Here is a 14,187-nt window from a genome sequence, read left to right as displayed (position 1 = left end):
CCCGGGGAGCCCGCGTACCGCAGGCTGCTGATCGGGCTGTTCCTGGCGGGGGTGGCCACGTTCGCCCAGCTCTACTCCCCGCAGGGCCTGCTGCCGCTCGTCAGCGACGACCTGGGCGTCCCCGCGGACCGTGCCGCCCTGCTCGTCTCCGCCAGCACACTCGGCCTCGCCGTGTCGGTGGTGCCGTGGTCCGTGGCCGGGGACCGGTGGGGCCGCCGACGCGCCATGGTGGTCTCGATGGTCTCCGCCAGTGCGTGCGCGCTCACGGGCGTCCTCGCGCCCACGTTCGAGGCCATGCTCGGCCTGCGCCTGCTCGAGGGCATGGCGCACGGGGGCGTCGCGGGACTCGCCGTGGCGCTGCTGGCGGAGGAGGTGGCCCCGCACGCGGTCGCGGCGGCCGCCGGCACCTACATCGCCGGCACCACCCTCGGCGGTCTCTCCGGCCGGCTCCTCGCCCTGCCCGTCGCGGAGGCGTCCTCGTGGCGCGGCGGCATGCTGGCCGTCACCGTGGTCGGTGTGCTGTGCACGGTCGGCTTCCTGGCGATCACCCCGCGTGCCCGACGTTTCACGCCGTCGCCCACCTCCGCGGCGGCGCTCGTGCGCATCGTGCGCGGTCACCTGAGCTCGCCGGAGCTCGTCGTCGTCTACCTGCAGGGGGCGCTGCTGATGGGTGGGTTCGTGGCGCTGTACAACTTCGTGGGATACCGCCTGCTCGACCCGCCGTTCTCCTGGACGCCGACGGCGGCCGGCCTCGTCTTCCTCGCCTATCTCGCGGGCACGTGGTCGTCGCCGCGCGCGGGTCGGCTGGCCGCGCGGGTGGGCCGGCTGCCCGTCCTGGCCGGCGCGACGGCGGCCATGGCGGCGGGCGTCGCCCTCACGTCGGTCCCGCATCCGGCGGTGCTGGTGCCCGCCCTCGTGCTCGTGACGGGCGCGTTCTTCGCCGCCCACGCCGTGGCCTCCGCGTGGTCCGGGACGGCCGCCCCCACGGGCCGCGCCCAGTCGACCTCCCTGTACAACTTCGCGTACTACGCCGGCTCGAGCCTCTTCGGCTGGCTGGGCGGCGTGTTCCACGAGTCCCATGGGTGGCCGGGGACGGTGCTGATGGTCCTGGCCCTGGTGCTGACCGCCCTGGCGAGCGCCGTCGTCGTGCTGCGCGGACGCGGGACGGCCCCGGCGCGCTGAGCCGGGGCCGTCGTGGGGGCGGGTGTGAGCGGGTCGACCCGCGGGTCACCAGCTGAGGGCCTCGGCATCCGTGCCGGTGGCGGACCGGGCCTGGTCGCGCCAGGCGGCGAGGACCTCCGGGTCCTGCAGCTCGAGCCACGCGATCATCTGCTGGTAGGTCACGCAGTAGGTGTCCTCCTCGACGCAGACCTCCCGCATGACCTTCTCCACAGCCGGGTTGAACGCGTTGAGACCCCAGTCGTTGAAGTGGTTGCCGAAGACCAGCGGGGCGCGGTTGCCCACGAACGCCGAGTCGTACATGTAGCGGTAGGTGCGGTACTGGAAGTCGGTGAGTCGGGAGACGTCCTCCGGGATGTCCTTGCCGCCGTTGCCGGAGATCCAGAAGTTGTAGTCCATCGCCATCACGAACGGGCTGGCCGCGTCCTTCTCGGCGAGCACGGGGGACCAGGTCATCGGCATCTCGAACTCCCAGATCCCGTCCTCCTGGTAGGGCCAGGCGACGCCGGAGGCGGCCGCGGCACGCGACGTGTCGTACTCGAGTCCGTTGTCCTTCCACATCGGGACGAGCTGGTCCCACTCCCCGTCGAGGCAGGGCAGACGTCCGCCCTTGACGTCGTCGGGGGTGACCTCCAGCGCCGGCAGGGAGCTGCCCGGGTTGTAGGCGCCGGGGTCGGAGAGGATGTCCGTGAACGAGCCGTACTCCTGCTTCCATTCGGCCGTGGACCACTGGTCTGCGCCGTACCTCGTGGGCGCGCACAGGTGACCCGCGTAGTGGGTGCCGATCTCGTGGCCGGCGGCGTGGGCCGTGTTGATGTTCTCGATGCGCTGCGCCACCTCGGCCTCGTCGCCGCCGAACTCCGTGCCCACGTAGCCGGGCTCGTTGCCGGGTGCCGTGTAGTTCTCCCGGTTGGCGGTCTCGATGAGGTTGATCGCGGACTGGAACACCGTGAACTTCGCGTCGGAGTCCGCGGCCGCGTCCAGGAAGGTCTTCCAGCGCGCGTCCTGACGGCCGCCGTCGAAGGAGAAGAGGACGAACTGCGGCGGGCGCTCCTCCGCCGTGAAGGCCCGCATCGGCACGCCCTCGTGGGAGCGGGCGGCCAGGGGGAGCGCGGGGTCCGCGGGGTCTGCGGCGGCCGACGGCGAGCCCTCACCGAACGACGACGCAGCCTGCGAGGAGGCCGCATCCGAGGACCGTCCCTGTGACGACGAGGCCTCGGATCCGTCCGCAGATGCGGGCGACGAGACGGCCGCGTCCGTGGCGCCGGAGGACCCGGCCGCCGTCCCCTCGTCCCCCTGCGGGGCGGCACAGCCGGCCAGCACGAGGGCGAGCGCCACCGACGTCCCCCACCAGCGGCGTCGCCGGGGCGAGGGGGTGTCGACGGTGCGGGCGGACGGGCGGGGGAAGGACATGCGGTCTCCTGGCTCGGTCGAGTGGCGGGCGGAGTGTCTCCTCCATGGCCGCCGTGACCAGACACGGAGAACTCCATTTTCTACCGTAGGCGAGGCCCTCGGTGGCTCTGGAGCCCTGGCAGAACTGTGACCAGGTTGTGATGTGGCGCCGCGGCCGCCGGCATGGCCCTCGCGGGCCACACCTAGACTGGAGGCATGGAATATCTCGTCCCTGTCCTCGCGGTGGTCGTCATCGGCGCCCTCGCGTTCGCCGCCGCCCGGTGGATGTCGGCTGGTCGAGCGCGTCAGGCGGCGGATCAGCGCACGCCGTCCGGTCGCGGGCTGGACATCGGACCGGAGCGGGCGCGTCTGGCGGCGGGGCTGCTGGACGAGGACGCCCATCGGCGCGTGTACGGGCACATCGCCCAGAGCCGTGTGATGGAGGCCGTGCGCGACTACCGCGCCCACACGGGACGCGGCCTGAAGGACGCCGTCATGGACGTGCAGTCCCTCGCCGTGCATCCGCAGGTCTACTCCGAGCCGGTGCAGGAACCGGACGCCACGTCCGCCGGAGTCGCGGGGCCCGTTCCCGACGACCATGGGGAGCCCCACCGGGACGATGCGGCCCCGGCCGAGACCCCCGGGCCGAAGCGGCCCGGACAGGATTCGAGCGGGCGGGGGGAGCCGGACGCCCAGACGCCCGATCGCGAGCCCTCTGACGCCGTGGCCGAGGACGACGCCCAGCAGGACACCGACCACGCCTCAGCTGCGCCGCGTCCGACGGCGACGCCCGCCGATGAGCTGACCACCCTGACCGTCCCGGCCGAGTGGACCGCCGCCCCCGCCGAGGAGGAGCTCCCCTTCGAGGTCGAGGTGATGCGGGGGACGGACTCCGTCCGCCTCTCCTCGCAGGACCTGCCGCCGTGGCTGCGCGACCAGCTCTCCGCCATGGTGCGGGACGGCAACCTCGAGTCCGCCGCCGTCCAGCTGTCCAGCCACTCGGAGCTCTCCGTCCCGGAGGCGTACGAGCTGCTGCGCCGCATGCGGGAGCGCCGCGGGGAGGGCTAGTCACCGGCCGGTCGGCATGTCAGGTCGCCGCGCGCAGACGCGAAGAGGGCCGGAATCGCGTGGATTCCGGCCCTCTCTCGCGGAGACGGGGGGATTTGAACCCCCGGCCCAACTTTCGTCGAGCCCTTCATTAGCAGTGAAGTCCATTCGGCCGCTCTGGCACGTCTCCTCCATCCGGCGCGCCTCGCACGGGGCGACGCGCGGTCAGACCGGTTCAGTTTAGCGCGCCAGGCCAGGGCAGGGCAAAGGAGCGGCGTGCTCACGGACGGATCACCATCGCGCACGAGCGGGGCCCCGGATCCATGGATCCGGGGCCCCGCGTGATCTGTCAGCCGTCCGGCCTGAGGCCGACGCGTCCGTTCAGATCAGATGCGATCCTTGCGGTCGTTGCGGCCGTCGAGGTCGCGATCGGTGGCGTCGCCGTCGACCTTGACGTCCTCGTGGCGGACCTCCTCGGTCACCGTCTCGGTGTCCTGCACCTGGCGCTTGCCCAGGGAGACCTTCTCGGCGTCCACGGTCTTGTTGACGACCGGGGTCTCCTCGTAGGTGGTGACCTCGACGTCGCCGTCGCGGCCGGCGGTGCGGGCCTCGGCGGAGTTCGGGTCGACGGACTCGCGCTCCACCACGACCTCCTCGCGGGTGACGGGCACCTCGACGGTCTCGGTGGTGGTGTAGGCCTGCTTGCGCAGACGGACGCGGCCGGAGGCGCGGCGCTCGGTGCCGACGTTCAGGTGCTCGTCCTTGACGACGACGGAGTCGGCGTCGGTCACCTCGCGGCGGTCACGATCGGCCACGTCGCGGCGGTCGCCGTCCACGACGGCCTCGTCGCGGCGGTCGGCCACGCCGGCCACACCCGCGGTGCCGGCCACGCCGGCGGCGCCGGCGTCGGTGCGCACGTCGTCACGACGCACGTCGCCGTCGTGATCCGCGGCGGAGTACTCCATGGAGTAGTACTCGTAGATGCGCTGCTCCTCCTCGGGGGTCAGCGAGCCGTCCGCGTCCACGTTCGGGGCGTCCTTCACGAAGGACTTCTCGAAGGGCACCGTGATGCCGTCGGCGGTGGTCTGGGCCTGCTGCAGCGGCACGAAGGTCTCGCGGGCGCCGAACAGGCCGGTCTTCACCGTGACGAAGGTGGGCTCGTTGGTGACGTCGTCGAGGTAGACCTGACCGACGGAGCCGATCTTGTCGCCGTCGGTGGCGAAGACGGTGGAGTTCTGCAGCTGGTCGAGAGCGTTGCGGTCCATGAGGAATTCTCCTTCTGAATTGGTGTTTTGTTGCCTTACGCTCATTCACAATTCCCCATGGGCCCGAGTGGCGTCAACCATCGGCCCCCCAGATTCCCAATTCCCAGACTTCTCCCAGAATCTCGGTGTGATCCGCATGATTCCGCGGATTCTTCGTCCGGGCCTGCTGTGGATCCTGGGGGATCGGTGGGAGTGTGGCGCATGCGGTCCGCGACCCTTGACGGCCACCGATATTGTGTGGAATACGCGCGCCGCAGGCGTGAAAACGATCCCGAGGAGAGTGGAGGCCCCATGTCCGAGCCCCTGGTGGCCGAGCGCCGCCTCGCAGTGGTGGGAGCCGGCCCCCGCGGCGTCATGCTGCTGGAGCGGATCCTCGCCCGACTCGAGGGCGCGGCCCCGGACGCACACCCCCGGCGGCTGCGCATCGACGTCGTGGACCCCTATCCGCCCGGGCCAGGGCGGGTGTGGCGCACGGACCAGTCCGAGCTGTACCTCATGAACACCCCCGCGTTCTTCCCGACCGCGTGCGCCGCCGACAACCCCGGTCTGCGCCCCTCCACCGCCGCCCAGACCTTCGACCAGTGGCGTCGCGTGCACCCGGAGGCCAGCCTCGGCGTGCGCCGCCACCAGTACCCGGCCCGAGCGGTCTACGGGCGCTACCTCCGGCACCTGTACAAGGACGTCGTCGCGGGGCTGCGCGCCCGCCCCGAGGTCGTCGAGGTCGTCGAGCACCGCGCGGAGGCCACCGCCCTGCACCCCCGGCCCGACGGCGGCGCCCGCCTGGAGCTGCGGGACGCCGACGGTGCGGTCTCCGCGCTCGACGCGGACGCCGTCGTGCTCTGCCTGGGCCATCAGCCGGCGGAGCTCAGCCCCGGCCAGAACCGGATGGCCGCCGCCGCGCGGGGCCGGGACGAGCTGCACTACCAGGGCCCGCAGATCCCCTCGGACGTGGACTGGGAGACCGTGGAGGCCGGGGCGGACGTCCTCGTGCGGGGCATGGGCCTGAACGCGTTCGACCTGCTGGCCCAGCTCACCCAGGGCCGGGGCGGGGTGTACCGCCGCACCGGCGACGGACCCGGCCGGGCCCTGCGGTACGAGCCGTCGGGGGACGAGCCGCGCCTGCACCTGATGTCCCGCCGCGGCATCCCGTACCTGCCCAAGGCGGAGGTGGACGCCTTCGTGCCCCGCGGCGTCACCCTCAGCTACCTCTCCGACGCCGCCGTGGACGCCCTCGCCGCCCGGCACGGGGCCCTGGACCTCGCCGAGCACCTCTGGCCGCTGCTGCACCGCGACGTGGTCCGGCACTACTACGCCACGCTCGTCCGGGCCCAGCCCGAGATCCTCGGCGGGCCCGTCGAGGCGCGCCGGTTCCTCGGGGAGCTCGTCGGCCAGCTCGAGGAGGCCGGCCGCGGCGCCCCCGTGACCTCCGCGCACGCCGAGGAGCTCCTCCAGCGGTACGCCCCCGGCCGCCGCTTCCTCGACATCCTGGCCTATGGGTCCCCGTTCGAGGACGCCGTGTTCGCCTCCCACGAGGACTATCAGCGGGCCGTCGCGGACCTCATGGAGCAGGCCTGCGTGGAGGCCGCCCTCGGGGAGGAGTCCCCGTTCATGATGGCCGTCGGCGCGCTCCATGCCGGCCGACTGCGGATCAAGGCGTGGATCGCCGAGGGCCGGATCGCCGAGGCCTCCCGCATCCGGGACGTCCAGGGCTGGTTCGAGCCGCTGGTCGAGGGCCTCGCCTCCGGGCCGCCCCTGTGGCGCGTCGAGCAGATGCTCGCGGTGCACCGGGCCGGCCTGCTCACCTGGGCCGGCCCCGCGCCCGTGGTCGAGGCCGAGGAACACGCATTCACCGCCCACAGCCCCCAGGTGGGAGCGCAGGACTCGCTGGGGCCCGCCGTCGTCGAGGGGGCCTGGCTGGTGGAGGCGATGATGCCGCCCAACCGCGTGCAGGCCGCCGCCTCCCCGCTGGTCCGTCAGATGCTGGCGGACGGCGTCGCCGCGGCCGGGACGTGGGAGGACGAGGAGGGTGTGCGCGTGCCCGCCACCGGCTTCGACGTCACGGCCCGCCCGTACCGGCTGCGGGCCGCGGACGGCACGGTCCACGCGGACGTGTTCGTGCTGGGCCTGCAGCTCTCGGGCGTGCAGTGGGGCACCGCGATCGCGGCCGAGGCCGGGGCCGATCCGGCCGGACGTGCCCTCTTCCTCGCCGACGCCGACGCCGCCGCGACGGCCGTGCTCGCCGGCTGAGCCCCCACGACGACGGCGGGGCCGTCCGGGTTGCTCCCGGACGGCCCCGCCGTCGTCATGCCGGGTGCGGCGCCCCGCGTCCCGTCAGGGACGGACCGGCCCGCGGCCCTTGCCGGGGTGCTCCGGGCCGTGGCCCTTGCCCGGGTGGTCGCCGCCGTGACCCGGGGTCGCGCCGACGCAGCGCAGCCACTCGCGCACGGAGTTCGCGGGCTTGCCCGGCACGCCGCGCGGATCGGTCACGCCGTCGCAGGTCTCGCCCGGGGAGGGCTCCGGCTCCGGGGTCGGCTCGGTCACGGGCGCGTCGAGCTGGAGGCCCACCAGGATCGGGTTGTGGTCCGAGGACCGCCACTGGTCCGCGGAGTACAGGTCCTCGGCCACGTAGTTGTGGCGCGAGTACTCCAGTGCCACGGATTCGTTCGCGTTGATCATCCAGATGTCCTGGCCGGTGATCGCCGTCGCCGCCGACGGCGAGGCGTAGATCCCGTCCAGGCTGCCGACGGCGCCGCCGAACGCGTACGAGTACTCGCCCGTGAGCGCGCCCTGCGAGAGGTACCCGGCCGCCTCGAGCACGCGGATCGGGTCCTCCTTCTCGTAGGCGTTGAAGTCGCCCATCAGCAGGACGCGGTCGGTGCCGGTCTCGGCCTTCATGCGCTCGGCGAAGGCCACGAGGGCCTCGGCCTGGCCCACGCGGTCCGCGTTGTACGCGCCCTGGCCGTCGCCCGCGTCCACGTTGTCCCCGGTCGCACCCGAGCCGCCCTTGGACTTGAAGTGGTTGGTGATCGCCACGAAGTCGGTGCCGGCCGCCCCCTCGGACGTGCCGTCGGCGGCGCGGAACAGCTGGGCCATCGGCTCGCGGGCGTTGTCGAAGTTCGTCTGGTCGTCCAGGATCACCGACTCGCCCACCGGGGTGACCTCGGCCGGCTGGTAGATGAACGCGGAGCGGATGACGTCCTCGTCCGCGAGCGCGGGACGGGTGGCCGGGGAGGCCACGTAGGCCCAGCGCTGCTCGCCGGCCTGCGCGTTGAGGGCCTCCACGAGGTGGGCCAGCGCGTGGTCCCGGTCGAGGCCGAACTTCTCGGAGTTCTCGATCTCCTCGAGCGCGACCACCGAGGTGCCGAGGCCGTTGATCGCGGCCGCGATCTTCTCCTGCTGGCGGGCGAACGCCTCGGAGGTGTAGGCGCCGCGCGGCAGGCAGCCGTTCGTGGTGACGGGGTTGCCGGCGCGGTCGCGGTAGGCGCTGCAGCCGGCCACGTCCTGACCCAGGGTCGTGAAGTAGTTGAGCACGTTGAAGCTGCCGACGGTGACGTTGCCGCCGACCGCCTCGGGGGCGGCCTCGGCCGGGCGGGTGTCCTCGATCGTCACGGGCTGGACGGCGGCCGCCGTGGCATCGGTGAGGTGGCCCAGCGGCTGGAAGGACCACGCGTCGAAGCGCCAGTCGAGGATGACTCCGGTGGTGAACTCCAGGCCCGCGCCCACGCGCACCGGCTGGTCCGCGTCCAGGTACGGCAGCGGATTCTGGTTGCCCGGCGAGCGCATGAAGTTCGTGGTGGCCCCGTCGTCGAGCACGATCAGCTGCTGCGCGTTGGCGGCCGCGACGGCCTGGGCCTCGGCGCCGGGCCGAGCCACGGACGTCGGGTTGTCCAGCGGCGTGGTGCCGGGGACGATGCCGAGGGAGCCGTACTGGTTGAGGGAGTAGTTGTCCGTGACCGTCCAGTCGCCCTGCGGGGCGAGGACCATGCCCTCGAGCGCCTCACGGTCGGCCTCCTCCAGCGGGAACTCCACCGGCGTGGGGGCCACGGCGCCGGGCTCGGCGACCGGCAGCACGCCGCCGGCGGCGACCTTGATCTGCGTGAGGCCGTAGTGCTCGGCCGCTTCGCCCGTGACCTGGACGTGGTCGCCGAGCGTCACGGAGCCGACCGTGTCCGGCGAGTACACGAACACGCCGTCGGAGGCGCCCGGGGTGGCGTCGGGGGTGTCGCCGCCGGTGCCGGCGGTCTGGATGTAGTAGCCGTCGTAGCCGCCCGTGGAGTACACGGCGGTGACGACGCCGGTGGTGGTCACCTGGCGCCCGGCGTACGGGGTGGCCGTGCCGGTGCCCTGGAGCTGGGCGATGGTGATCCGCTCGGCCGGGGTCGGCTGCGGCTCGGGCTCCGGGGTCGGCTCGCCGCCGGTGGCGGCGGCGTTGGTCGGGGTGACCTGGTCGGTGACGGTGAAGTCGGCGCTGTTGTCGTCCGTGTCCACGCCGTTCGTGCGGGTGAGGGACTTCGGGTCCGAGTTGGCCGAGGGGGCGCCGGCAGCCGCTGTTTCGAAGGTGTTCGTGGCTCCGTAGCCGAGCACGTCCGCGACGCCCGGCACCTGGCCGGTCACCACGGAGCCGACCGGCAGGTCCGTCACGGTGCCCGCCTGGCGCGCGAGCACGATCGTGCCCTTGGTGCCCGCGGGGTTGAACGCCCCGCCGGCCACGAGGTCTGCCTGCGGCAGGGCCGCGCCCGCGGTGCCGTTGGAGCCGCCAGAGACCAGGAAGTGGCCCTTCGCGGGCACCGTGCCGGACAGCGCGACCGTGCCCTGGGTCGCGGCCGTGCCGGCGGCGGAGCGGTACTGCAGGGACCAGCCGTCGAGGTTGATCGGCTGGTCGGTGGGGTTGTAGAGCTCCACGAACTTGTGGGTGTACACGGCGTTCGCGGAGCCGCCGTTGGTGTATGCCTCGTTGATGACGAGGGAGTCGCCGGCCGGGCTGGCCTGGGAGGGCAGGGCCACGGCGGGGGCGAGCAGGGCCAGGGCGGCGGTGGTCACCGCGGTGCGCGCGGCGAAGCGGGGCAGGGGGGTCATGTCGTCCTCGGTCTCGTTCTCGATGGGTCAGCGCGGCAGGCCCGCGGCGGTCAGCCAGGCATGGGCGGAGAAGACGGGGTGCGTGGCGGCGCCGCGCTGCACGCCGCGGCCCTTGCCCGGGTGGTCCTCGCCCTTCACGCGGCCCTTGCCCGGGTGGTCGGCGCCCTTGTCATGGCCCTTGCCATGACCCTTGCCCGGGTGGGTCGGGGCGGGCTGCTCCGGCTCGGTGGGGGACGGGGCCGCGGTGACCTCGAGGGCATGGCGCACCACGGTCGTGCTGCCGTCGGCGTAGCGCACGGTCATCACGAGCTCGCCCGTGCCCGCCGCGGCGGGGGCGGTGATCCCGGAGAGCGTGACGGTCTCGGAGCCCGCGGGGACGGCCACGGTGCCCAGGGCGGTCTCGGTGCCGTCGGCCGTGCGGAAGGCGACGTCGACCGCGGTCGCCGCGGGGGCGCCGTCGGAGTCCACCACGAGGTCCCCGAGGGTCAGGCCGACGGCCTGCCCGGCCTCGACCGAGGCGGGGGCGTCGGTGACCGGCACGCCGTTCTTGCCGAAGTCCGGGGCGACGGCGCCGTGGGCCGCGTCCTGGGCGCGGGCGTAGTCCGTGATCGCCTGGGAGTCCAACAGGCCCATGTTCACGAAGTTCTGGCGGCCGGTCGCGAAGGCGGTGTAGCCGTCGGGGGCCTTGGTCGGGTCCCCGAGCGTCGTCCAGGTGTCGTCGGCCAGGAACGACTGGCTGGCCACCGTGTACATGCGGTCCGCCTGGAGCGGCTCGCCGTCGATCCACACGCCGGTCACCTTGTCCCCCTGCGGGCGGGACTCGTCGTAGGTCCAGGTCAGCTCCTCGGACCAGCCGAGGGTGAACTTGCGCACGTCGTTCCGCCAGTTCTCCTCGAGGGCCAGCTTGATGGAGGAGCCCGGGATGTCGAAGTAGGTGATGGTGTTGCCGAACGGCGCCATGTCGAGCAGCTCGCCCAGGGTGAGGCGACCGACGAGGTCGGCCGGCTTGGCCGGGAACGCGCCGCCGTCGGTGAAGCGGTCCGTCAGCAGCTCGGAGCGCAGGCCGCCGGGGTTGGTCACGCCGAGGTCCACCTCGGGGTTCGCCTGCTCGGCGGCGTGCTTGACGGCGTCGCCCACCCAGGTGCCCAGGGTGGTCTCGGCGGCGCGCGTGCCGCCGGCCTTCCAGGAGCCGCCGGCGTCGATGAGCTTCTGGTAGTCGGTGGTGATGGAGGCGGACAGGTCGGCCACGACCTCGCCCTGCAGGTCCTCGAAGACCGCGACGGCCTCCTGCTCGATCGCGTACACCTGGGCGGTGACGGGGGATTCCGCGGCGGCCTCGGCGGGGGCCTGCGTGGACCGGGTCAGCAGGCGCGGGGTGAGCCCGGTGACCTCGCCGTCGGCGCCCACGGTCAGCTCGACGGCGGCCAGGTGGCTGCCGGAGGCGCCCGCCTGGATCACGGGGCGGTGGGCGCCGCCGGCCGTGGTGTCGTACTGGTAGAGCTGGTGGGTGTGGGCGTTGAAGATGACGTCCACGGCGGAGGAGGTCTCGCCGACGATCCGGTCGAACTCGGCCCGGGCCGCCCGCTCGGCGGCCAGCTCGCCCGCACCGGCGGCACCGTCGTGGTACGAGGCCACGATCACGTCGGCGGCGTCCTGGGCCGCCAGCTCGTCGGCGACCGCGTTCACGGCGGCGACCTCGTCGAGGACCTCGTTGCCCTTCAGACCCGCGCCGGTGGTGGTCGCGTACAGCTCGTTGGGGGAGGCGCCGATGACGGCGACGCGCACGCCGTCGACGTCGAAGACGGCGTGCGAGGTGAGGACGGGCTCCTTGCTCGTCGGGTCCACCAGGTTGGCGGAGAGCACCGGGAACTGGGCCCGGGACTCCACGCGGCCCTGCAGGTCGTCCAGGCCCTTGTCGAACTCGTGGTTGCCGGCGGTCAGCGAGGCCAGGCCGAGCGCGTTCATCACGTCGATCGTCGGGTTGTCCTGCTGCACGTTGGACACGGACTTCGAGCCGCCGATCAGGTCGCCGGCGCTGGTCAGCAGCGTGGAGCCGGCGCCGTGCTCGGCCTCGAACGCGGTGCGGTAGTCCTCCACGGTGTCCGCGAACTGCGTGCCGATGTAGTCCCCGGACAGCGCGCCGTGGAAGTCGTTGAAGGACAGGATCGAGATGGTGGTCTCGTCCGCGGCGGCCGTCTCGACGGCGAGGGCGGGCGCCGCACTCGCGGGCGCGAGGACGAGGACGGTGCAGGCGGCCGTGGTGACGGCACGGCGGCGGAACAGGCTGGGCATGGCTCTCCCCGGGATGCGTGATGACAGAGGTGCGCCGCCGGTGGACGGCGGGGTGACGCGCGGAGTCCATCACATCCAGGTGGCCTCCAGGTGAACGAGAGGCGGCGGGCCGTCCGGCCCGCCGCCTCTCGTCGTGTGCACGCGGATGGTGAGGGATTCGAACCCTCGGCACGGGGTCACCGCGCACCGGTTTTCAAGACCGGCTCCTTCGGCCGCTCGGACAACCATCCCGGGCCTGACCGCGACGGCGTGGGCCGCCGCGTCGAGGACCCACTCTAGCCCGTGGCCCGGCGGGCGACCGGTGGCGAGTCCGGCCCCCGCGCGCGAGGATGGACCCTCGACCCCCGACCAGAGGAGGAGACCCCCATGGACGTCCCCGCACAGATGCGCGCCGTGCGATTCACCGGTGCCGGCGACAACGGCGTCGTCCGCGTGGGCCACGAGCCCGTGCCGGACCCCGGCCCGGGCGAGGTGCTGGTGCACGTGGCCGCCGCGGGTCTCAACCGCGCGGACATCGCGCAGCGCGAGGGCCGCTATCCGCCGCCGCGCGGCGCCTCCGAGATCCCCGGGCTCGAGGTCTCCGGCACCGTGGCGGCGCTGGGACCCGAGGCCGGGATGCCGGGGGAGGGGCGCTTCGCCGTCGGTGACCGGGTGTGCGCTCTCCTGGCCGGCGGGGGCTTCGCCGAGTACGTCGCCGTGCCGGCGGGCCAGCTCATGGCCGTCCCCGACGGCGTCGGCCTCGTCGAGGCGGCGGCCCTGCCGGAGGTCGCCTGCACGGTGCACTCGGCGCTCGTGGGCCGTGCGGGCGTGCAGGCCGGGGACCGGGTGCTCGTGCACGGCGCCACCGGCGGCATCGGCTCCTTCGCCGTCCAGTTCCTCGCCGCGCTCGGTGCACGGGTGCTGGGCACCGCCGGCGGCCCGGAGAAGGTGGCGCTCGGTCGGCGGCTGGGCGCCGAGCACATGTTCGACCACCGCGCCGCCGAGTCCGGTGCCTTCGCCCCGTGGGTCAAGGAGGTCACGGACGGCCACGGCGCGGACGTCATCCTCGACGTCGTCGGCGCCCCGTACCTGGCGCCCAACGTGTCCGCGCTCGCCCCCGAGGGACGCATCGTGACGCTCGCGGTCCAGGGCGGCGCCGTCCCGGAGGACTTCAACATCATGAAGCTGGTGGTCAAGCGCGGCTGGCTCACGGGGGCGACGCTCCGCTCCCGCTCGGTCGTGGACAAGGCCGGGATCGTGGCCGCGGCCGAACGTGCCGTGTGGCCCCTGGTGGCGGCGGGCCGCATCGACGCGAGCGTCGGGGCGTGCTTCCCGCTCGCCGAGGCCGCCGAGGCGTTCGACTGGTTCGACTCCGCCACCCGCACGGGCAAGGTCGTGCTCGTCACCGACCCCGCCGACGCGCGCCGGCCGTCCGGCGACCGCGCATGAGGGGGCCCTTCGCACGCTTCCGTCAGGAGCGTGCCGACGACCGCGAGCTCGGCACGGGGCTGTGGCGCCGTGCCCACGACCGACTCGGCCGGGCCCTGGACCGCTACTGGCAGGTGCTGGAGGGCCAGCGGGGCACGGACGTGCTGAGCCCCGAGGAGCGCAACGGCGTGGTCCACGCCGGCAACGTCCTCACGGAACGGCTCCCCGCGGTCCGCGCCCTGTGCGTCCGCCTGCACCGGGACCACGAGGGCGACGGCGAGCACATCCCGGCCGAGGCCGCCGACGTCCACCGTGAGCTCTCCCGCGCCGCGCACGAGCTGGCCGCGACCGCCCAGGCCCTCGCCCTGTACCGGCTCGGTCAGGGTTCGGCGGAGTCGGTCGGCCGGCACGCCGAACGCACCCTCGGCCACCTGGACCGGGCGGAGGAGCTGGGAGCCAGGCTCTGACGGCGGCGCGCCCCGGAGGGCCGGCCCGGAGACGAGAGGACCCCGCCGCGTGATCACGCGGC

General features: G+C 73.6%; 9 protein-coding genes and 2 tRNA genes. 5 read left to right on the top strand and 6 right to left on the bottom strand.

Annotated features, from left to right (window positions below):
* Positions 1-30: 30 nt before the first annotated feature.
* On the top strand, positions 31-1,182 hold the full coding sequence (locus HDA34_RS05400) for an MFS transporter (RefSeq protein ID WP_260843503.1): 1,152 nt from the start codon (positions 31-33) through the stop codon (positions 1,180-1,182).
* Positions 1,183-1,227: 45 nt separating this feature from the next.
* On the opposite strand, the gene HDA34_RS05395 is transcribed toward HDA34_RS05400, so the two are convergent.
* Positions 1,228-2,592, bottom strand: a complete 1,365-nt coding sequence (locus HDA34_RS05395) for a polysaccharide deacetylase family protein (protein WP_134376977.1) — start codon at positions 2,590-2,592, stop codon at positions 1,228-1,230.
* 195 nt (positions 2,593-2,787) lie between these two features.
* Here HDA34_RS05395 and HDA34_RS05390 point away from each other — a divergent pair, with 195 nt between their 5' ends.
* Entirely contained in the window at positions 2,788-3,639 is an 852-nt protein-coding gene (locus HDA34_RS05390) for a hypothetical protein (RefSeq protein WP_060973961.1), read from the top strand.
* Positions 3,640-3,719: 80 nt separating this feature from the next.
* On the opposite strand, the gene HDA34_RS05385 is transcribed toward HDA34_RS05390, so the two are convergent.
* Positions 3,720-3,808, bottom strand: a tRNA-Ser gene (locus tag HDA34_RS05385).
* 196 nt (positions 3,809-4,004) lie between these two features.
* Positions 4,005-4,883: a PRC and DUF2382 domain-containing protein gene (locus HDA34_RS05380; protein ID WP_036383728.1), complete on the bottom strand. Its 879-nt coding sequence runs from the start codon at positions 4,881-4,883 to the stop codon at positions 4,005-4,007.
* A gap of 291 nt (positions 4,884-5,174) precedes the next feature.
* On the opposite strand from HDA34_RS05380, the gene HDA34_RS05375 reads away from it, so the two are divergent.
* Positions 5,175-7,130, top strand: a complete 1,956-nt coding sequence (locus tag HDA34_RS05375) for an FAD/NAD(P)-binding protein (RefSeq protein WP_060973962.1) — start codon at positions 5,175-5,177, stop codon at positions 7,128-7,130.
* Positions 7,131-7,214: 84 nt separating this feature from the next.
* Here the strand turns inward: HDA34_RS05375 and HDA34_RS05370 are convergent, their stop codons facing one another.
* The 3 genes from HDA34_RS05370 to HDA34_RS05360 all read right to left on the bottom strand — a co-directional run bounded on the left by HDA34_RS05370 (position 7,215) and on the right by HDA34_RS05360 (position 12,481).
* Positions 7,215-9,959, bottom strand: coding sequence for an ExeM/NucH family extracellular endonuclease (locus HDA34_RS05370; protein ID WP_182496703.1), 2,745 nt, complete (start codon positions 9,957-9,959; stop codon positions 7,215-7,217).
* Positions 9,960-9,986: 27 nt separating this feature from the next.
* Complete coding sequence (locus HDA34_RS05365; RefSeq protein WP_134376976.1) at positions 9,987-12,251, bottom strand: bifunctional metallophosphatase/5'-nucleotidase; 2,265 nt, start codon at positions 12,249-12,251, stop codon at positions 9,987-9,989.
* A gap of 142 nt (positions 12,252-12,393) precedes the next feature.
* Positions 12,394-12,481 (bottom strand) — tRNA-Ser (locus HDA34_RS05360).
* Positions 12,482-12,617: 136 nt separating this feature from the next.
* Between HDA34_RS05360 and HDA34_RS05355 the strand changes: the two genes are divergently transcribed.
* Positions 12,618-13,679, top strand: coding sequence for an NAD(P)H-quinone oxidoreductase (locus tag HDA34_RS05355; protein WP_081097720.1), 1,062 nt, complete (start codon positions 12,618-12,620; stop codon positions 13,677-13,679).
* Positions 13,676-14,125, top strand: coding sequence for a hypothetical protein (locus HDA34_RS05350; protein WP_073117220.1), 450 nt, complete (start codon positions 13,676-13,678; stop codon positions 14,123-14,125). Before HDA34_RS05355 ends, HDA34_RS05350 begins: the two co-directional genes overlap by 4 nt.
* Positions 14,126-14,187 lie beyond the last annotated feature (62 nt).

The sequence above is a fragment of the Micrococcus luteus genome (assembly GCF_014138885.1).
In the GTDB taxonomy this organism is placed as follows: Bacteria; Actinomycetota; Actinomycetes; order Actinomycetales; family Micrococcaceae; genus Micrococcus; species Micrococcus luteus.
The sequence above is the reverse complement of the archived record's forward strand: the minus strand, read 5'-3'. Positions and strand labels throughout refer to the sequence as shown.